This window comes from Pseudomonas thivervalensis, assembly GCF_001269655.1.
GTDB classification, from domain to species: Bacteria; Pseudomonadota; Gammaproteobacteria; order Pseudomonadales; family Pseudomonadaceae; genus Aquipseudomonas; species Aquipseudomonas thivervalensis.
Genome location: NZ_LHVE01000014.1, coordinates 114771 through 134594, shown reverse-complemented (window position 1 = coordinate 134594; position 19824 = coordinate 114771). Strand labels below are relative to the sequence as shown.

17 protein-coding genes and 1 riboswitch are annotated in these 19824 nt (G+C 61.4%); of the genes, 16 read left to right on the top strand and 1 reads right to left on the bottom strand.

From position 1 onward, the window contains the following. Positions 1–736: 736 nt before the first annotated feature. From AD659_RS20135 to astE, 12 genes are all read left to right on the top strand, one after another. Positions 737–1510, top strand: a complete 774-nt coding sequence (locus AD659_RS20135) for an ABC transporter substrate-binding protein (RefSeq protein WP_003204802.1) — start codon at positions 737–739, stop codon at positions 1508–1510. Between the two features lie 90 nt (positions 1511–1600). Next, complete coding sequence (locus AD659_RS20130; protein ID WP_003178836.1) at positions 1601–2290, top strand: ABC transporter permease; 690 nt, start codon at positions 1601–1603, stop codon at positions 2288–2290. After that, positions 2287–2985: an ABC transporter permease gene (locus AD659_RS20125; protein ID WP_053124415.1), complete on the top strand. Its 699-nt coding sequence runs from the start codon at positions 2287–2289 to the stop codon at positions 2983–2985. Before AD659_RS20130 ends, AD659_RS20125 begins: the two co-directional genes overlap by 4 nt. 56 nt (positions 2986–3041) lie before the next feature. After that, positions 3042–3806, top strand: coding sequence for an ABC transporter ATP-binding protein (locus tag AD659_RS20120; protein ID WP_053124413.1), 765 nt, complete (start codon positions 3042–3044; stop codon positions 3804–3806). Positions 3807–3919: 113 nt separating this feature from the next. Next, positions 3920–4900 carry a GlxA family transcriptional regulator gene (locus AD659_RS20115; protein ID WP_053124411.1) on the top strand — a complete coding sequence of 327 codons (981 nt, stop codon included), beginning with the start codon at positions 3920–3922 and terminating at the stop codon, positions 4898–4900. 410 nt (positions 4901–5310) lie between these two features. Continuing rightward, positions 5311–6531, top strand: coding sequence for an aspartate aminotransferase family protein (locus AD659_RS20110; RefSeq protein ID WP_053124409.1), 1221 nt, complete (start codon positions 5311–5313; stop codon positions 6529–6531). Positions 6532–6753: 222 nt separating this feature from the next. Continuing rightward, complete coding sequence (aruF, locus tag AD659_RS20105; protein WP_003178851.1) at positions 6754–7773, top strand: arginine/ornithine succinyltransferase subunit alpha; 1020 nt, start codon at positions 6754–6756, stop codon at positions 7771–7773. A 54-nt stretch (positions 7774–7827) separates the two neighbouring features. Then, positions 7828–8853, top strand: a complete 1026-nt coding sequence (gene astA / locus AD659_RS20100; protein WP_039591862.1) for an arginine N-succinyltransferase — start codon at positions 7828–7830, stop codon at positions 8851–8853. Beyond that, positions 8850–10319 (top strand): succinylglutamate-semialdehyde dehydrogenase, encoded by a 1470-nt coding sequence (gene astD / locus AD659_RS20095; RefSeq protein ID WP_162277310.1) that lies wholly within the window; start codon positions 8850–8852, stop codon positions 10317–10319. Before astA ends, astD begins: the two co-directional genes overlap by 4 nt. Positions 10320–10448: 129 nt before the next feature. After that, complete coding sequence (astB, locus tag AD659_RS20090; RefSeq protein ID WP_053124407.1) at positions 10449–11795, top strand: N-succinylarginine dihydrolase; 1347 nt, start codon at positions 10449–10451, stop codon at positions 11793–11795. A 69-nt stretch (positions 11796–11864) separates the two neighbouring features. Next, on the top strand, positions 11865–12152 hold the full coding sequence (locus tag AD659_RS20085) for a hypothetical protein (RefSeq protein WP_003178862.1): 288 nt from the start codon (positions 11865–11867) through the stop codon (positions 12150–12152). Positions 12153–12164: 12 nt separating this feature from the next. Continuing rightward, a complete protein-coding gene (astE, locus tag AD659_RS20080) occupies positions 12165–13172 on the top strand; it encodes a succinylglutamate desuccinylase (protein WP_053124405.1) in 1008 nt (335 codons plus the stop codon). A 136-nt stretch (positions 13173–13308) separates the two neighbouring features. Here astE and AD659_RS20075 read toward each other — a convergent pair whose 3' ends face one another. Continuing rightward, on the bottom strand, positions 13309–13818 hold the full coding sequence (locus AD659_RS20075; RefSeq protein ID WP_024618891.1) for a 6,7-dimethyl-8-ribityllumazine synthase: 510 nt from the start codon (positions 13816–13818) through the stop codon (positions 13309–13311). A 101-nt stretch (positions 13819–13919) separates the two neighbouring features. Further along, a riboswitch (FMN riboswitch) is annotated at positions 13920–14088 on the bottom strand. Positions 14089–14341: 253 nt separating this feature from the next. On the opposite strand from AD659_RS20075, the gene ltaE reads away from it, so the two are divergent. The 4 genes from ltaE to csrA all read left to right on the top strand — a co-directional run bounded on the left by ltaE (position 14342) and on the right by csrA (position 19819). Next, on the top strand, positions 14342–15346 hold the full coding sequence (gene ltaE / locus AD659_RS20070) for a low-specificity L-threonine aldolase (RefSeq protein WP_053124402.1): 1005 nt from the start codon (positions 14342–14344) through the stop codon (positions 15344–15346). 146 nt (positions 15347–15492) lie between these two features. Continuing rightward, positions 15493–18114 (top strand): alanine--tRNA ligase, encoded by a 2622-nt coding sequence (gene alaS, locus AD659_RS20065; RefSeq protein WP_053124400.1) that lies wholly within the window; start codon positions 15493–15495, stop codon positions 18112–18114. 90 nt (positions 18115–18204) lie between these two features. Further along, on the top strand, positions 18205–19446 hold the full coding sequence (locus tag AD659_RS20060; protein ID WP_053124398.1) for an aspartate kinase: 1242 nt from the start codon (positions 18205–18207) through the stop codon (positions 19444–19446). A gap of 184 nt (positions 19447–19630) precedes the next feature. Further along, positions 19631–19819, top strand: coding sequence for a carbon storage regulator CsrA (gene csrA / locus AD659_RS20055; RefSeq protein ID WP_003178872.1), 189 nt, complete (start codon positions 19631–19633; stop codon positions 19817–19819). Positions 19820–19824 lie beyond the last annotated feature (5 nt).

Here is a 19824-nt window from a genome sequence, read left to right as displayed (position 1 = left end):
GGTAGTTGCCGGGCGGGGCTTTTTTTATGGGCGCGCTGGGAGGGCTTGAAGTGTGGTGCATTTGTGGCGAGGGAGCTTGCTCCCGCTCGGCTGCGCCTTGTAGGAGCGTAGGAGCTGTCGAGTGCAACGAGGCTGCGATCTTGTCCCAGGCAAGTGAGTCGCAAGCGAAAAATCAAGATCAAAAGATCGCAGCCTTCGGCAGCTCCTACCCCCAGCGGGAGCAAGCTCCCTCGCCACGGGGGTTGGTGTTTGGCTGACACGTGTTCGAATAAATATCGGCGTTCAATGTAGGACGCGCCTGAACGTTACCGGAGTTTCGAAATGTGTAACCAAAGGCGCCACAACGGGGGGATGTGAAACGCCAAGCCCCGTTACAGGGCGTTTCCAGATGTTCGCGAAAATAAGCCGACACGCTGTGCTTGCCGGATTAGAAGGGTTTGCGAATAATGGGCCCGCTATTTGCAGCATAGATCGGTTTCCCTTCTTTTGCTCTTGCATGAATTTGCGGGGCTGTCAATGTGCTCGAACAGCTTTCTCAGTGCTTCTGTAATTTGTTGTCGCATTGAAGAAATATCGGCTTCGGGCCTGTCGTTAGAATGCCGATCACTCGCTCGTCGTGGCTCGTTGGGTAAACCGTGAGCTTCCCAGGACGCAGCACCAACGTTCGTTTCACCCATTCGCATATTGGGCTGTTGCTCACTCTGCCGTTTTTGCCCTTTACCGATGGAGTCCCAAGATGAAGAAACTTGTGCTGCTTGGCGCCCTGGCACTGTCCGTGCTGTCCCTGCCGACCTTCGCTGATGAAAAACCCCTGAAGATTGGTATCGAAGCGGCTTACCCTCCGTTCGCCTCGAAAGCCCCGGATGGCAGCATCGTCGGTTTCGACTACGACATCGGCAATGCACTGTGCGAAGAGATGAAGGTCAAGTGCGTGTGGGTCGAGCAAGAGTTCGACGGCCTGATCCCGGCGTTGAAGGTGCGCAAGATCGACGCGATCCTGTCGTCCATGTCGATCACTGAAGATCGCAAGAAATCCGTTGATTTCACCAACAAGTACTACAACACCCCGGCCCGTCTGGTGATGAAGGCCGGTACCCAGGTGAGCGATGGCCTGGCCGAGCTCAAGGGCAAGAACATTGGCGTGCAACGTGGTTCGATCCACGAGCGTTTCGCCCGTGAAGTCCTGGCCCCACTGGGTGCCGAGATCAAGCCGTACGGTTCGCAGAACGAGATCTACCTGGACGTGTCCGCCGGTCGTCTCGACGGCACCGTGGCAGACGCTACGCTGTTGGATGACGGCTTCCTCAAGACCGATGCGGGCAAGGGCTTCGCCTTCGTCGGCCCGGCCTTTACCGACGTCAAGTACTTCGGCGACGGCGTCGGTATCGCGGTTCGCAAGGGCGACGCGTTGAAGGACAAGATCAACGGCGCGATCGCGGCCATTCGCGAGAACGGCAAGTACAAGCAAATCCAGGACAAATACTTCGCTTTCGACATCTACGGCAAGTAACGACGTCCCGCCACTCGTGCGAAATGGCGCAAGCAACAGGATCTCTGCGGTTTGCGCCATTTTTTCATCCCACTTTCGAGGACCTGAATCATGTTGAAAGGCTACGGGGCTGTGATCCTCGATGGCGCATGGTTGACGCTTCAGCTCGCCTTGTCGTCCATGGCGCTGGCCATCGTCCTGGGGCTGATCGGCGTCGCGTTGCGCCTCTCGCCGGTGCGTTGGCTGGCGTGGCTGGGCGACCTGTATTCCACGGTCATCCGCGGCATTCCCGACCTGGTGCTGATCCTGCTGATTTTCTACGGCGGCCAGGACCTGCTCAACCGCGTCGCACCGATGCTCGGCTATGACGACTACATCGACCTGAACCCGCTGGCGGCCGGCATCGGCACCCTGGGCTTCATCTTCGGTGCGTATCTGTCGGAAACCTTTCGCGGTGCGTTCATGGCGATCCCCAAGGGGCAGGCCGAGGCGGGCATGGCGTACGGCATGAACGGCTTCCAGGTGTTCTTCCGGGTGCTGGTGCCGCAGATGATTCGCTTGGCGATTCCGGGCTTCACCAACAACTGGCTGGTGTTGACCAAGGCCACCGCACTGATTTCCGTGGTGGGCCTGCAAGACATGATGTTCAAGGCCAAGCAGGCGGCAGATGCCACGCGCGAGCCTTTCACCTTCTTCCTCGCAGTGGCGGCGATGTACCTGGTCATCACCAGTGTCTCGTTGCTGGCTTTGCGTCACCTTGAGAAGCGCTACTCGGTAGGCGTAAGGGCGGCTGATCTATGATCTTCGACTACAACGTCATCTATGAAGCCTTGCCGCTGTATTTCAGTGGCTTGCTGACCACCCTCAAATTGTTGGCCCTGTCGCTGTTCTTCGGCCTGCTGGCGGCGTTGCCCCTGGGGCTGATGCGGGTGTCCAAGCAGCCGGTCGTCAACATGACGGCCTGGCTCTACACCTACGTGATCCGCGGCACGCCGATGCTGGTGCAGCTGTTCCTGATCTACTACGGGCTGGCGCAGTTCGCAGTCGTACGCGAAAGCTTTCTCTGGCCGTGGCTCTCCAGCGCCACGTTCTGTGCGTGCCTGGCGTTCGCCATCAACACCAGCGCCTACACCGCCGAAATCATCGCCGGCAGCCTGCGGGCCACGCCCAACGGTGAGATCGAAGCAGCCAAGGCCATGGGCATGTCGCGCTACAAGCTGTATCGCCGGATCCTGCTGCCGTCGGCCTTGCGTCGGGCGCTGCCGCAATACAGCAACGAAGTGATCATGATGTTGCAGACCACCAGCCTCGCGTCCATCGTGACCTTGATCGACATCACCGGCGCCGCGCGCACGGTGAATGCGCAGTACTACTTGCCGTTCGAGGCCTACATCACGGCCGGCGTTTTCTACCTGTGCCTGACCTTCATCCTGGTGCGCCTGTTCAAACTGGCCGAGCGCCGCTGGCTGGGTTACCTGGCCCCGCGCAAGCACTGATAACGCATCGATCCGATCGACTGCTCAACGACTGACGTTTTGTGAGAACCGACCGCATGTACAAGCTTGAAGTCCAAGACCTGCATAAACGCTATGGCAGTCACGAAGTGCTCAAGGGCGTGTCCCTGAAAGCTGCCGCTGGCGATGTGATCAGCATCATCGGCTCCAGTGGCTCCGGCAAGAGTACTTTCCTGCGTTGCATCAACCTGCTCGAGCAGCCCCATGCCGGCAAGATCCTGCTCAACAACGAAGAGTTGAAGCTGGTGGCGGGCAAGGACGGCGCCATGAAGGCCGCGGACCCCAAGCAGTTGCAGCGCATGCGTTCGCGGCTGTCGATGGTGTTCCAGCATTTCAACCTGTGGTCCCACATGACCGCGCTGGAAAACATCATGGAAGCGCCCGTGCATGTACTGGGCGTGGCCAAGGCCGAAGCGCGGGAGAAGGCCGAGCACTACCTGAACAAGGTCGGCGTGGCCCATCGCAAGGACGCCTACCCGGGCCACATGTCCGGCGGCGAGCAGCAGCGCGTGGCGATTGCCCGTGCGCTGGCGATGGAGCCTGAGGTGATGCTGTTCGACGAACCGACCTCGGCCCTCGATCCGGAATTGGTGGGCGACGTGCTCAAGGTGATGCAGGCCCTTGCCCTGGAAGGCCGGACCATGGTGGTGGTGACCCACGAAATGGGCTTTGCCCGTGAAGTGTCGAACCAACTGGTGTTCCTGCACAAAGGCATCGTCGAAGAAAGCGGCAACCCGCGCGAAGTGCTGGTGAATCCGCAATCGGAGCGCCTGCAACAATTTCTTTCGGGCAGCCTCAAGTAATCGCTCCCGTTACGCACCTGATTTGGGTCATGCTGCGCACCGCGCGCCAGATGGTCTAATTTGGTTGCAGCCGCTTTTGGCTTTAACACTGTTTTCGCTTCGGATCGCCCGCCATGACTGCCCATCGAATAGGTTTCCTGATTTGGCCCAGCACTAAAGCCTTGACGCTGGCGCTGGCCGAGGACGCCTTGCGTGTCGCTCAGCGGGTGCATCCGGATGTGGTCTACGAGCTGTCGTTCTTGCAGGCCGAACCGCCGACCGATGGCGCCTGGCAACTGCCGGGTGAACCTTGGGCCGGCAAGCTCGAGGGATTCCAGAAATTGTTCCTGCTGGCCGATGAGCCGCCGACCACGCTGGCCTCGCCCCTGAGCAGCGCCCTCAAGCAACTGGTGCGCGCCGGTTGTGTGATCGGCGGCTTGTCGGCCGGTGTCTATCCCTTGGCGCAATTGGGTTTGCTCGACGGTTACCGTGCGGCCGTGCATTGGCGCTGGCAGGACGACTTCTCCGAGCGCTTTCCCAAGGTCATTGCCACCAGTCATCTGTTCGACTGGGACCGCGATCGCCTGAGCGCTTGCGGCGGCATGTCGGTGCTGGACCTGCTGCTCGCGGTGCTGGCCCGGGATCACGGCGCGGAACTGGCCGGCGCGGTGTCGGAAGAATTGGTGGTCGAGCGCATTCGCGAGGGCGGCGAGCGCCAGCGCATCCCGTTGCAGAACCGTCTCGGCTCCAGTCATCCAAAGCTCACCCAGGCGGTGCTGCTGATGGAAGCCAACATCGAGGAGCCGCTGACCACCGACGAAATCGCCCAACATGTGTGCGTGTCCCGCCGGCAGTTGGAGCGGATCTTCAAGCAATACCTCAACCGCGTGCCCAGCCAGTATTACCTGGAGCTGCGCCTGAACAAGGCCCGGCAAATGCTGATGCAGACCAGCAAATCCATCATCCAGATCGGCCTGTCCTGCGGTTTCTCCTCGGGGCCGCACTTCTCCAGCGCTTACCGCAACTTCTTCGGCGCGACGCCGCGGGAAGACCGCAACCAGCGGCGTAGCAGCAGCCCGTTCGAATTGTCCTCGGTGCCGTCCGAACGCGGGTAGGGCAGATAAGGCTCCTGTGGTAAGGCAACTGACCTGTGGCGAGGGAGCTTGCTCCCGCTGGGCCGCGAAGCGGACCCAAACGGTAACCCCGGTGTGTCAGATTGATTGGGAGCCTTTCTGGGGGACGCTGCGCGCCCCAGCGGGAGCAAGCTCCCTCGCCACAGATAACGCCTCTCAAACTACAGTTGTCGCTGGGCAGGGAAATGTAGATGCCGCTGCCTCAAACCCCGCGGCAACGTTTAAACTGCGCCTTTGCGACGCTATTTGTCGCATTGCCGTAAACCCGCGCAAAACGTGGGTTGGCGCTATAAGAAGTTGTCGCTTGGCGGCAAGGCCGGGCTGAAAACTGTCCTTACAATCCTTACCAAGCCCGCCAGTTCCAGGCGGGTGTTCCTCATCAGGAGACTCCGATGTCCGTTGAGCAAGCCGCGGTACAACGCGCCGATTTCGACCAGGTTATGGTTCCCAACTATGCACCTGCTGCCTTCATCCCTGTGCGTGGTGCCGGTTCCCGCGTATGGGACCAATCCGGTCGCGAGTTGATCGACTTTGCTGGCGGTATCGCAGTCAACGTACTGGGCCATGCCCACCCGGCGCTGGTCGGTGCACTGACCGAGCAGGCCAACAAGCTGTGGCACGTGTCCAACGTCTTCACCAACGAACCGGCCCTGCGCCTGGCTCACAAACTGGTCAACGCGACCTTTGCCGAGCGCGCGTTCTTCTGCAACTCCGGCGCCGAAGCCAACGAGGCCGCCTTCAAGCTGGCCCGTCGTGTGGCGTTCGATCGTTTCGGCAGCGAAAAATACGAAATCATCGCCGCGCTCAATAGCTTCCACGGTCGTACCCTGTTCACCGTCAACGTCGGCGGGCAATCGAAGTACTCCGACGGTTTCGGGCCTAAAATTACCGGCATCACCCACGTTCCTTACAACGACCTGGCCGCGTTGAAAGCCGCGATTTCGGACAAGACCTGCGCCGTGGTGCTGGAACCGATCCAGGGCGAAGGCGGTGTGCTGCCGGCCGAGCAGGCCTACCTGCAAGGCGCCCGCGACCTGTGTGATGCCCACGACGCGCTGCTGGTGTTCGACGAAGTGCAGACCGGCATGGGCCGCAGCGGTCATCTGTTTGCCTACATGCATTACGGCGTGGTCCCGGACATCCTGACCAGCGCCAAGAGCCTGGGCGGTGGTTTCCCGATCGCGGCGATGCTCACCACCGAAGCGCTGGCCAAGCACCTGGTCGTCGGTACCCACGGCACCACCTACGGCGGCAACCCGCTGGCGTGTGCGGTGGCCGAAGCGGTAATCGACGTGGTCAATACCCCTGAAGTGCTGGCGGGTGTCAAAGCCAAGCATGCCAAGTTCAAGGCGCGCCTGGAACAGATCGGCGAGAAGTACGGCCTGTTCACCCAGGTGCGCGGCCTGGGCCTGTTGATCGGCTGCGTGCTGAACGAGGCCTGGAAAGGCAAGGCCAAGGACATCTTCAATGCCGCCGAACAGGAAGGCCTGATGATCCTCCAGGCTGGCCCGGACGTGATTCGCTTCGCCCCGAGCCTGGTGGTGGAAGACGCCGATATCGACGCCGGTCTGGACCGCTTCGAGCGGGCGGCGGCGAAGCTGACGCAAGCCTGATTTCAGACTTGACCGGCTCCAGTGTGGGTCGGGCTTTTGTGGGAGCGAGCCTGCTCGCGATTGGAATCGCCTCGGTCCGCCAGGCAGACCGAGTCGTTCGCATCGCGAGCAGGCTCGCTCCCACAGGAAGTCCGCTTCTGTGCTTAAGTTGATTTCCGGTTTTTATTCTTTGTGTATCGACCCTTTGGTCGAACCGTTTATTTCAAGTTAAGGAGTGACACCATGCTGGTGATGCGCCCCGCGCAAATGGCTGATCTGGGCGAGGTACAGCGTCTGGCTGCGGACAGTCCGATCGGTGTCACTTCCTTGCCGGATGACGTGGAACGCCTGAGCGACAAGATCGCCGCAAGCGAAGCCTCGTTTGCCGCCGAAGTCAGCTTCAACGGCGAAGAAAGCTACTTCTTCGTCCTCGAAGACACCGCGACCGGCAAGCTGGCGGGCTGTTCGGCCATCGTCGCGTCGGCCGGTTATTCCGAACCGTTCTACAGCTTTCGCAACGAGACCTTCGTCCACGCCTCCCGTGAACTGAAGATCCACAACAAGATCCACGTACTCTCCCAGTGTCACGACCTGACCGGCAATAGCCTGCTGACCAGCTTCTACGTGGTGCCGGAACTGGTGGGTTCGCCGTGGTCGGAACTCAACTCCCGTGGGCGACTGCTGTTCGTCGCCAGCCATCCGGAGCGGTTCGCCGATTCGGTGGTGACCGAGATCGTCGGCTACAGCGATGAAAACGGCGACTCGCCGTTCTGGGACGCCATCGGTCGCAACTTCTTCGACCTCAACTACGCCGCCGCCGAGCGCTTGTGCGGGCTGAAAAGCCGTACCTTCCTCGCCGAGCTGATGCCCCATTACCCGATCTATGTGCCGCTGCTGCCGGATGCCGCCCAGGAAGCCATGGGCCAGGTCCACCCGCGGGCGCAGATCACCTTCGACATCCTGATGCGCGAGGGTTTCGAGACCGATCACTACATCGATATCTTCGACGGTGGCCCGACGCTGCATGCCCGTGTCTCGGGCATCCGCTCGATCGCCCAGAGCCGCGTAGTGCCGGTCAAGATCGGCGAACCGGTCAAGGGCGCCGGTCGCCAATACCTGGTGGCCAATGCCCAGTTGCAGGATTACCGCGCCGTGCTGCTCGAACTCGACTACGCACCGGGCAAACCTGTGACGCTGGACATGGAAGCGGCCGAGGCCTTGGGCGTTGGCGAGGGTGCCAGCGTGCGCCTGGTGGCGGTTTAACGCTTTACAGCTGAGTTTCGCGGGTGGCGTGAGCGGCCCGTCTGAGGAGATAGCATGATCGTTCGTCCCGTACGCAGCAGCGATTTACCCGCTCTGATCGCCCTGGCCCGCAGCACGGGCACCGGCCTGACCACCTTACCGGCCAACGAAGAGCGCCTGGCCCATCGGGTCGGCTGGGCCGAGAAGACCTTTCGTGGCGAAGCCGGGCGCGGTGACGCGGACTACCTGTTCGTGCTCGAAGATGACGACGGTCGCGTGGTCGGTATTTCCGCCATCGCCGGTGCCGTGGGCCTGCGTGAGCCCTGGTACAACTTCCGGGTTGGCCTGACGGTCAGCGCTTCCCAGGAACTGAACATCTATCGGGAAATCCCGACCCTGTTCCTGGCCAACGACCTGACCGGCAATTCCGAACTGTGCTCGCTGTTCCTCCACGCCGACTACCGCAGTGGCCTCAATGGCCGGATGCTGGCCAAGGCGCGGCTGTTGTTCATCGCCGAATTCCCGCAGTTGTTCGGCAACAAGATCATCGCCGAGATGCGCGGCATGTCCGACGACAACGGGCGCTCGCCGTTCTGGGAAAGCCTGGGCCGGCATTTCTTCAAGATGGAATTCAGCCAGGCCGATTACTTGACCGGCGTCGGTAACAAGGCATTCATTGCCGAACTGATGCCCAAGTTTCCGCTGTACACCTGTTTCTTGTCCGAAGATGCCCGGGCCGTGATCGGCCAGGTTCATCCGGATACCGAACCGGCATTGTCGATGCTCAAGAGCGAAGGCTTCAGCTACCAGGGTTACGTCGACATCTTCGACGCCGGCCCGGCGGTGGAATGCGAAACCGGCAAGATCCGCGCGATTCGCGACAGCCAGGCGCTGGTGCTGGCCATTGGTACGCCGGGCGATGACGCCACGCCGTTCCTCATCCATAACCGCAAGCGCGAAGACTGCCGCATCACCGCGGCACCGGCGCGCTTCGCCGCAGGCACACTGGTGGTCGATCCTCTGACCGCCAAACGTCTTCAACTCAACGCCGGCGATCAAGTGCGTGCCGTCGCGTTGTCTGCTGCCCGGGAGTCGAAATGATGAACTCGTTGTACATCGCAGGGAGCTGGCTGGAAGGTCAGGGCGACCTCTTTGAGTCGTTGAACCCGGTGACCCAACAGGTGTTGTGGTCGGGTAACGGCGCCACGGCGGCGCAGGTGGAATCGGCGGTGCAGGCCGCGCGCCAGGCGTTCCCGGACTGGGCCCGCCGCTCGCTGGATGAACGCATCCAGGTGCTGGAAGCCTTTGCCGCCGCCCTGAAGAACCGCGCTGACGAACTGGCCCAGTGCATCGGTGAAGAAACCGGCAAGCCGTTGTGGGAAGCGGCGACCGAGGTGACCAGCATGGTCAACAAAGTCGCCATTTCGGTGCAGAGCTACCGCGAGCGGACCGGCGAGAAGAGCGGCCCCCTCGGCGATGCCACCGCCGTGTTGCGCCACAAGCCCCACGGTGTGGTGGCGGTGTTCGGCCCCTATAACTTCCCCGGCCACTTGCCCAATGGCCACATCGTGCCAGCGCTGTTGGCCGGCAACAGTGTGTTGTTCAAACCGAGCGAACTGACGCCGAAAGTCGCCGAGCTGACGGTCAAGTGCTGGATCGAGGCCGGTCTGCCGGCGGGCGTGTTGAACCTGTTGCAAGGCGCGCGGGAAACCGGTATCGCCCTGGCGGCGAACCCGGGCATCGACGGGCTGTTCTTCACTGGTTCCAGTCGCACCGGCAACCTTTTGCATCAACAATTTTCCGGACGCCCGGACAAGATCCTCGCGCTGGAAATGGGCGGTAACAACCCACTGGTGGTGGATGAGGTGGCGGACGTCGATGCGGCGGTCTACACCGTTATCCAATCCGCTTTCATTTCAGCCGGGCAGCGCTGCACGTGTGCGCGCCGCCTGCTGGTGCCGGAAGGCGCCTGGGGCGATGCCTTGCTGGCGCGCCTGGTGGCGGTCAGCGCGACCCTTGAAGTCGGTGCCTTCGACCAGCAACCGGCACCGTTCATGGGTTCGGTGATTTCCCTGGGCGCGGCGAAGGCGCTGATGGATGCGCAAAACCATTTGCTGGGCAAAGGCGCCGTGCCGCTGTTGGCCATGACCCAGCCGCATCCCCAGGCAGCCTTGCTGACGCCGGGTATCCTGGACGTGACGGCTGTGGCGGAGCGTCCCGATGAGGAGCTGTTCGGGCCGTTGCTGCAAGTCATCCGCTACAAGGATTTCGCAGCGGCAATCACCGAGGCCAACAATACGCAATATGGCCTGGCGGCCGGATTGTTGTCCGATTCCCAGGCGCGTTACCAGCAGTTCTGGCTGCAGAGCCGCGCCGGTATCGTCAACTGGAACAAACAGCTGACCGGTGCCGCCAGCAGCGCACCGTTCGGCGGCGTCGGCGCCTCGGGCAACCACCGCGCCAGCGCTTATTACGCGGCTGATTATTGTGCGTATCCGGTGGCTTCCCTGGAGACGCCAAGCCTGGTCATGCCCGCGAGCCTGACGCCTGGCGTGCGAATGGCGTAGCCCTTTTCGCGAGCGGGCTCGCTCCTACAGGGATTTACACAGTCCTTGTGGGAGCGAGCCTGCTCGCGAAGGCCGCGCTGCGGTCTTTACTGATGCCTATAAAAAACAGATTCTCGTGGAGCCTCGCTGATGAAATCCTATGAAGTCAACTTTGACGGTCTAGTGGGGCCGACCCATAACTACGGCGGGCTCTCGTACGGCAACGTCGCGTCCCAGAGCAACAGCCAGCAATCCTCCAACCCCAAGGAAGCGGCGTTGCAGGGCCTGGCGAAAATGAAAGCGCTGATGGACATGGGCTTCCAGCAAGGCGTGCTGGCGCCGCAGGAGCGCCCGGACGTGGCGGCCTTGCGCCGGTTGGGCTTTGCCGGCAGCGATGCCCAGGTCATCCAACAGGTCGCGAAAGAAGCGATGCCACTGCTGGTGGCCAGTTGCTCCGCCTCCAGCATGTGGGTGGCCAACGCCGCCACGGTCAGCCCGAGCGCTGACACGGCTGATGGCCGCGTGCACTTCACCGCCGCCAACCTGAACTGCAAATACCACCGCAGCATCGAGCATCCGACCACCAGCCGTGTGCTGGGGGCGATGTTCGCCAATCAGCAACACTTCGCCCACCACGCCGCATTGCCGGCGGTGGCGCAGTTTGGCGATGAAGGCGCGGCCAACCACACGCGTTTCTGCCGCGCCTACGGCGAGGCCGGTGTCGAATTCTTCGTCTTCGGTCGCAGTGCCTTCGACACCCGTTACCCCGCACCGCAGAAATACCCGGCGCGCCAGACCCTCGAAGCCTCCCAGGCGGTTGCCCGCCTGCACGGGCTGCGGGAGGAGGGCGTGGTGTATGCCCAGCAGAACCCGTCGGTGATCGATCAGGGGGTGTTCCACAACGACGTCATCGCCGTGGGCAATGGCGAAGTGCTGTTTTATCACGAGGACGCGTTCCTCGAGACCGACAAGATGCTGGCCGAATTGAGCAGCAAACTCGCCAAGGTCGGTGGGAAATTTCAATCGGTGTGCGTACCGCGTTCGGCGGTCACCGTCGATGATGCGGTACGTTCCTACCTGTTCAATAGCCAGTTGCTGTCGCGTCCCGACGGCTCGATGCTGTTGATCGTGCCGGAAGAATGCCGCAGCAACGAACGCGTCTGGCAATACCTGCAAGGCCTGACGGGCTCTGGCGGAGTCATCCGCGAAGTGAAGGTCTTCGACCTCAAGCAAAGCATGCAGAACGGAGGCGGCCCGGCTTGCCTGAGGTTGCGCGTGGCGCTGAACGAAACCGAACTGGCGGCCGTCAACCCAGGGGTTATCATGACCGCGTCGCTGTACGATTCGCTGACCCAATGGGTCGAGCGGCACTACCGCGACCGCATGACCGAAAATGACCTGGCAGACCCGCAGTTGTTGCTTGAATGCCGCGGGGCACTGGATGAACTGACACAAATCCTTAAACTTGGCGCGGTTTATCCTTTCCAGATCAATTGAAAGCGCGCGCGACCTGACTACAGTCAAAGCAGGGCGCGTTGCCTTATCCCCAGACGAGAACGTAAAGACATGAGCGATACCCTGCAGTTGATCCTTGAAGACACCGACGGCACCCAACTGGAAACTTCCTGCACCCGCGTCGCGGTGATGTGGCAAGGCAAGGAGCTGTGGATCCAGCAGGATGGCCGCGGTCAGCTGCTGATCGGCGTCGATGTCGAGGAAGGGGACGAGGAATACGCCAACCTGTTGTTGCGTCCATTGGCGACCAACCTGGTCAGCCTGCAACTGGAAATGGAACCGGCGGACGTCGGCGACGATGACCATGTCCATGGCCCGGATTGCGGCCACGACCATTAAGGAAACCGCGCTATGCTCGCCCTCGGCAAACTGCTTGAACTGACCCTCGCCGGCCGTGAACCGGCGGAGAAGACTCAACTGACTGTCGAAGGCGTACGGATGCGCTGGTTGAGCGAGGGCGCGCTGGAGGTCAAGCCGCCCGAAGCCCGGGATAACGGCCTGGACCTGCTGCTGTCGGCCGGTATCCACGGCAACGAAACCGCGCCGATCGAATTGCTCGACCGTCTGCTGCATGACATCGCCCGTGGTGATCTGAAACCGCGGGCACGCATTCTGTTCCTGTTCGGCAACCCCGAGGCCATCCGGCGCGGGGAGCGTTTCGTCGAACAGGACGTCAACCGCCTGTTCAATGGTCGCCATGAGCTGAGTGGCGGTCCTGAAGCGCTAAGGGCCTGTGAGCTGGAACGGCTGGCCGCCAGTTTCTTCAGTCGGCCGGAGCGCAGTCGCTTGCACTACGACCTGCACACCGCCATCCGCGGCTCGAAGATCGAGCAGTTCGCCTTGTACCCATGGAAGGAAGGTCGCGCGCATTCACGCCGTGAACTGGCGCGCCTGCGTGCCGCAGGCATGGAAGCGGTGTTGCTGCAGAACAAACCGTCCATCGTGTTCAGTGCCTACACCTACGATCAGCTCGGCGCCGAATCCTTCACCCTGGAATTGGGCAAGGCCCGGCCATTCGGGCAGAACGACGGGGTCAACGTCAGCCTGCTGGAAACCCGTCTGCAACAGATCATCGAAGGCAACGAGCCTGAGCTGGATGAGGGGCTCGATGGCCTCCAGCTGTTCAGCGTCGCCCGGGAAATCATCAAGCACAGCGACAGTTTCCGCCTGAACCTGCCGGCGGATATCGAGAACTTCTCTGAGCTTGGAAAAGGCTATGTACTGGCCGAGGACATCGCCCAGACCCGCTGGGTGATCGAGGAAGAGGGTGCGCGGATCATCTTCCCGAACCCCAAGGTCAAGAATGGCTTGCGGGCCGGGATACTGATTGTGCCGGCGACTGATGAGAACCTGGCCTGACTCAGTATCAAACTGACCCAAGACCCCTGTGGGAGCGAGCCTGCTCGCGATAGCGGTATATCAGCCGACATCTATAGCGACTGACACTCCGTCATCGCGAGCAGGCTCGCTCCCACATTTGGATCAGCGTCTGGGTTTAGACCGCTACCGCCCGCTGTTCACTGCGACGCAATGCCCGGGTCTTGTGCAGGGTATCGGCGCAAGTCTTCGCTGCTTCCTGGCCCTTGTGCACGAAATGCTCGAAGAAGAACTTCTGATGTTCTTCCCCCGCATGGAAGTGATGCGGCGTGAGCACGACCGAGAACACCGGCACTTCGGTTTCCAGCTGGACCTGCATCAGGCCGCTGATGACCGATTGGGCGACGAACTCGTGGCGGTAGATGCCGCCATCCACCACCAGGCCGGCGGCGACGATGCCGGCGTAGCGGCCTGACTTGGCCAGCAGCTTGGCGTGCAGCGGGATCTCGAAGGCGCCGCCGACTTCGAAGAAGTCGATATCACTTTCCTGGTAACCCTGGATGATCATTTCGGCGACGAAGCCTTTACGGCTCTGGTCGACGATTTCCTTGTGCCAGCAGGCCTGGATGAACGCGACGCGTTCGCCCGGATGACTTTTGCTTTTGCTGTCGATTGCGGTGGGTTGCATGTTCTGGTTCCTGTTTGTGTGAAAAACAGGGCGTCATGAATCGAAGGGGATTCGAGGGTACGCCGCGCACAAGACAGTCGCAGGCGGCCCTTGGGTGCCAATCCCGTTCTCTCTTCATCCGGACTATGACCGTCGGCCCCGGAATCACACCGGGTCTGCTGACCTTGTCGCTACCCCCCAAAAAACGAGGTAGCACCAAGCGCTCGCGGGCTATGCACGTTGCGTGCAATTACCGCCGGTGGGGAGTTGCACCCCGCCCTGAGAACGTTTTGCCGTCACGGCATGTGACGGCGGAGAATTTTTAACACATAAACCACTGTGGGAGCGAGCTTGCTCGCGATGGCGGTGGTTCAGCTTGCATCGATGCAGGATGTACTGCCGCCATCGCGAGCAAGCTCGCTCCCACAGGGGATCTGGATAATCTGTTGGGTTAGTGTGGTCCTGGGCTTGATTATTCCTCGCCATGCCCGCAGTAATTGCCCTTCGAAAGGGAATTCTCCCACCAGAACCCGAGGCCAGATTCATGAGTGTTATCGATCTTCGCAGCGACACGGTCACCCAACCTACCGCCGGCATGCTGGATGCCATGGGCAGCGCGCCGACCGGCGACGATGTGTATGGCGAAGACCCGACTGTCAATCGCCTTGAAGCTGAATTGGCCGCACGCCTGGGCTTCGCCGCGGCGCTGTTCGTGCCCACGGGCACCATGAGCAACCTGTTGGGGTTGATGGCCCACTGCGAGCGCGGCGACGAATACATCGTCGGCCAGCAGGCCCACACCTATAAATACGAAGGCGGTGGTGCGGCGGTGCTCGGTTCGATCCAGCCCCAACCCCTTGAGGTACAGGCGGACGGTTCCCTGGATCTGGCGCAGGTCGCCGCGGCGATCAAGCCCGATGACTTCCACTTTGCCCGCACCCGCCTGCTGGCCCTGGAAAACACCACGCAGGGCAAGGTGCTGCCGCTGGAATACCTGGCCCGGGCCCGGCGTTTCACCCAGGAACATGGCCTGGCCTTGCACCTGGACGGGGCACGGCTGTACAACGCTGCGGTCAAGCTGAATGTCGATGCCCGGCAGATCACGCAATACTTCGATTCGGTGTCGGTGTGCCTGTCCAAGGGCCTCGGTGCTCCGGTGGGCTCGGTCCTGTGCGGCACGGCCGAGCTGATCGGCAAGGCCCGCCGGCTGCGCAAGATGGTCGGTGGTGGCATGCGCCAGGCCGGGATTCTCGCGGCGGCGGGGCTGTATGCCCTGGACCATCACGTCCAGCGCCTGGCCGATGACCACGCCAATGCCCAGCGGCTCGCCGAAGGCTTGCGTGCGGCGGGCTACGAGGTCGAGCCAGTGCAGACCAACATGGTCTACGTGCAGATCGGCGAGCGGGCCGAGGCGATCAAGGCGTTTGCCGATGAACGGGGCGTCAAGCTCAGCGCGGCGCCACGCCTGCGAATGGTGACGCATATGGACGTAAGCGCGGCGCAAATCGACCAGGTGATCGCCACTTTCGTCGAATTTTCCCGCCAATGACCCGGCAACCGGGCCAATTGACAGTTTCTATCGCATAAACACGCTGTACCCCACGCGCAGGGCCGATATAATGCGGCCCTTTGCCGTTGCTTCGTCTGTTGACGTTTTGCACAGGCCTTTGGCCGCAGCCTCCGTGGAAGAACCTAATGAAAAGCGCAGAAATCCGTGAAGCCTTCCTTCGCTTCTTCGAAGAGCAAGGCCACACCCGAGTAGCCTCCAGCTCTTTGATTCCGGGCAACGACCCGACCCTGCTGTTCACCAACGCGGGGATGAACCAGTTCAAGGACTGCTTCCTGGGCCAGGAAAAACGTGCCTACACCCGTGCGGTGAGCAGCCAGAAATGCGTGCGTGCCGGCGGCAAGCACAACGACCTGGAAAACGTCGGCTATACCGCACGTCACCACACATTCTTCGAAATGCTGGGTAACTTCAGCTTCGGTGACTATTTCAAGCGCGACGCCATCACCTTCGCCTGGACCTTCCTGACCTCCGACAAGTGGCTGAACCTGCCCAAGGAAAAGCTCTGGGTGACGGTCTACGCCACCGACGACGAAGCCTATGAGATCTGGACCAAAGAGGTCGGTGTCCCGGCAGAGCGCATGGTGCGCATCGGCGACAACAAAGGCGCGCCTTACGCCTCCGATAACTTCTGGACCATGGGCGACACCGGCCCGTGCGGCCCTTGCACCGAGATCTTCTACGATCACGGCGCCGACATCTGGGGCGGCCCACCCGGCTCGCCGGAAGAAGACGGCGACCGCTACATCGAGATCTGGAACAACGTGTTCATGCAGTTCAACCGCACCGCCGATGGCGTGTTGCATCCGTTGCCAGCACCGTCGGTCGACACCGGCATGGGCCTGGAGCGGATCAGTGCGGTACTGCAGCACGTGCATTCCAACTACGAGATCGACCTGTTCCAGAGCCTGCTGAGCGCGTCGGCCCAGGCCATCGGCTGCACCAACGACAACCAGGCTTCGCTGAAAGTAGTCGCTGACCACATCCGTTCCTGCGGTTTCCTGATTGCCGACGGTGTGCTGCCTTCCAACGAAGGTCGCGGTTATGTGCTGCGCCGGATCATCCGTCGCGCCTGCCGTCACGGCAACAAGCTGGGCGCCAAGGGCAGCTTCTTCTATCAGATCGTCGGGGCGTTGGTGGCCGAGATGGGCGAAGCCTTCCCGGAACTCAAGTCCCAGCAGGCGCACATCGAGCGCGTGCTCAAGGCGGAAGAAGAGCAATTCGCCAAGACCCTGGAGCAAGGCCTGAAGATCCTCGAGCAGGACCTGGCTGAACTCAAGGGCAACGTGGTCCCGGGCGACGTGGTGTTCAAACTGTACGACACCTACGGTTTCCCGATGGACCTGACTGGCGACATCGCCCGCGAACGCAACCTGACCCTCGACGAGGAAGGTTTCGAGCGCGAGATGGAAGCCCAGCGGGTGCGCGCGCGTTCCGCCAGCTCCTTCGGCATGGACTACAACAGCCTGGTCAAGGTTGACGTGGCCACCGAGTTCACCGGATATGCCGGCACCACCGGTTCGGCCAAGATCGTTGCCATCTATAAGGACGGGCAGTCGGTCGACATCCTGAGCGAAGGCCAGGAAGGCGTGATCGTGCTGGACAAGACCCCGTTCTACGCCGAATCCGGCGGCCAGATCGGCGACAGCGGTTACCTGCAGGCGGGCAGCTCGCGTTTCGACGTGCGCGACACCACCAAGACCGGCGGTGCCTTCCTGCACCACGGCGTGCTGGCGTCGGGCAGCTTGATGATTGCCGCTCCCGTGGCGGCCCATGTCGACGCAGAGGTTCGTCACGCGACATCGCTGAACCACTCCGCCACGCACTTGCTGCACGCAGCGTTGCGCCAGGTGTTGGGCGAGCATGTCCAGCAGAAGGGCTCGTTGGTGGACAGTCAGCGCCTGCGCTTTGACTTCAGCCATTTCGAAGCCATCAAGCCTGAGCAACTCAAGGCGCTGGAAGAGATCGTCAACGCCGAAATTCGCAAGAATTCCCCGGTGGAAACCGAAGAAACCGACATCGAAACCGCCAAGCGCAAGGGCGCGATGGCGTTGTTCGGCGAGAAATACGGCGACAGCGTGCGCGTGCTGAGCATGGGCGACTTCTCCGTTGAACTGTGCGGTGGCATCCATGCCAACCGGACCGGCGACATCGGCCTGATGAAAATCATCAGCGAAGGCGGCGTGGCCTCCGGCGTGCGCCGGATCGAAGCGGTTACCGGCGCTGCGGCCCTGGCGTACCTCAACGCAGCCGAAGAACAACTCAAGGAAGCGGCAACCCTGATCAAGGGCAGCCGTGACAACCTGATCGACAAGCTGTCGGCTGTGCTGGAGCGCAACCGCCTGCTGGAAAAGCAACTCGAGCAGTTGCAAGCCAAGGCCGCCAGCGCCGCGGGCGACGATCTGTCGGCCCAGGCGGTGGACGTCAAGGGTGTGAAGGTGCTGGCCGTGCGTCTGGACGGCCAGGACGGCAAGGCGCTGCTGGCGCTGGTCGATCAACTGAAAAACAAACTCGGCCGCGCAGTGATCCTGCTCGGCAGTGTCCATGAGGAAAAGGTCGTTCTCGTCGCAGGCGTGACCAAAGACCTGACTGGCCAACTCAAAGCCGGTGATTTGATGAAGCAGGCCGCTGCGGCAGTGGGCGGCAAGGGCGGTGGTCGTCCGGACATGGCGCAAGGCGGTGGTACCGACGTCGGCGCACTGGACGCGGCACTGGCCCAGACCGTTGCATTTGTAGAGCAGGGTATTTAAGACAGTGCCGCGGGCTCGTGGTCTAGTGACGAGCCCGCGCGCTGTTGATTGAATTATTGGGCGCCCTTCATGGGCAGAGGCGGCTTTGAAATGGCTTTGATCGTACAGAAATTTGGAGGCACCTCGGTCGGCACTGTCGAGAGAATCGAACAAGTCGCCGACAAGGTTAAGAAATTCCGTGAAGCGGGCGATGACCTGGTGGTTGTGCTGTCGGCCATGAGCGGCGAGACCAACCGTCTGATCGATCTGGCCAAGCAAATCAGTGGCGACCAGCAACCGGTTCCCCGTGAGCTGGACGTGATCGTTTCCACCGGCGAGCAGGTGACCATTGCCTTGCTGGCCATGGCGCTGATCAAGCGTGGCGTGCCGGCGGTGTCCTACACCGGCAACCAGGTGCGGATCCTGACGGACAGCGCGCACAACAAAGCGCGTATCCTGCAGATCGACGACCAGAAGATTCGCGGCGACCTGAAGGCTGGCCGCGTCGTGGTCGTCGCCGGTTTCCAAGGCGTGGACGAGCAGGGCAACATCACCACCCTCGGCCGTGGCGGTTCCGACACCACGGGCGTGGCGCTGGCAGCGGCTCTCAAGGCTGACGAATGCCAGATCTACACCGATGTGGACGGTGTCTACACCACTGACCCACGGGTCGTGCCTGTGGCCCAGCGCCTGGACAAGATCACCTTCGAAGAGATGCTGGAAATGGCCAGCCTTGGCTCGAAGGTGTTGCAGATCCGGGCGGTCGAATTCGCCGGCAAGTACAACGTTCCGCTGCGCGTTCTGCACAGCTTCAAAGAGGGTCCGGGCACCCTCATTACTATTGATGAAGAGGAATCCATGGAACAGCCGATCATTTCCGGCATCGCTTTCAACCGCGATGAAGCCAAGCTGACCATCCGTGGCGTGCCAGACACCCCCGGCGTGGCGTTCAAGATTCTCGGCCCGATCAGTGCCGCGAACATCGAAGTCGACATGATCGTGCAGAACGTCTCGCACGATAACACCACCGACTTCACCTTCACCGTGCACCGCAACGACTACCAGTCCGCCGAAGCGATCCTGAAAAAGACCGCTGGCGAGATCGGTGCCCGGGAAGTGGTGGGCGATACCAAGATCGCCAAGGTCTCGATCGTCGGTGTCGGCATGCGTTCCCACGCAGGCGTGGCCAGCCGCATGTTCGAATCCCTGGCCAAGGAAAGCATCAACATCCAGATGATCTCTACCTCGGAAATCAAGGTTTCCGTGGTCATCGAAGAGAAGTACCTGGAACTGGCCGTGCGCGCCCTGCACACGGCTTTCGAACTCGACGCTGCTGTCCAACAGGGCGAGTAAAGCGTTGTCTTGAGGGCGCGGCTGGACCGCGCCCTTTGTTTTTCTGAATGGCGCGTCCCAAAACTGTTCTTTTGCCCGCGCTGGTCAATACTAGGCCTGTAGGCTTCGACCGTTTCGGTTGTAGGTCCAATGCCTTTTTTTTGCAGACTGTTGTCCCTTAAGTGAATTGCGTGAGGAGAAAGGTATGCTGATTCTGACCCGTCGGTGTGCAGAAAGCCTGATTATTGGCGATGGCGAAATCACCGTGACCGTGCTCGGCGTCAAAGGAAACCAAGTGCGTATCGGCGTCAACGCCCCGAAAGAGGTTGCTGTACACCGGGAGGAAATCTACCTGCGTATCAAGAAAGAGAAGGACGACGAACCAAGCCATTAATTTTT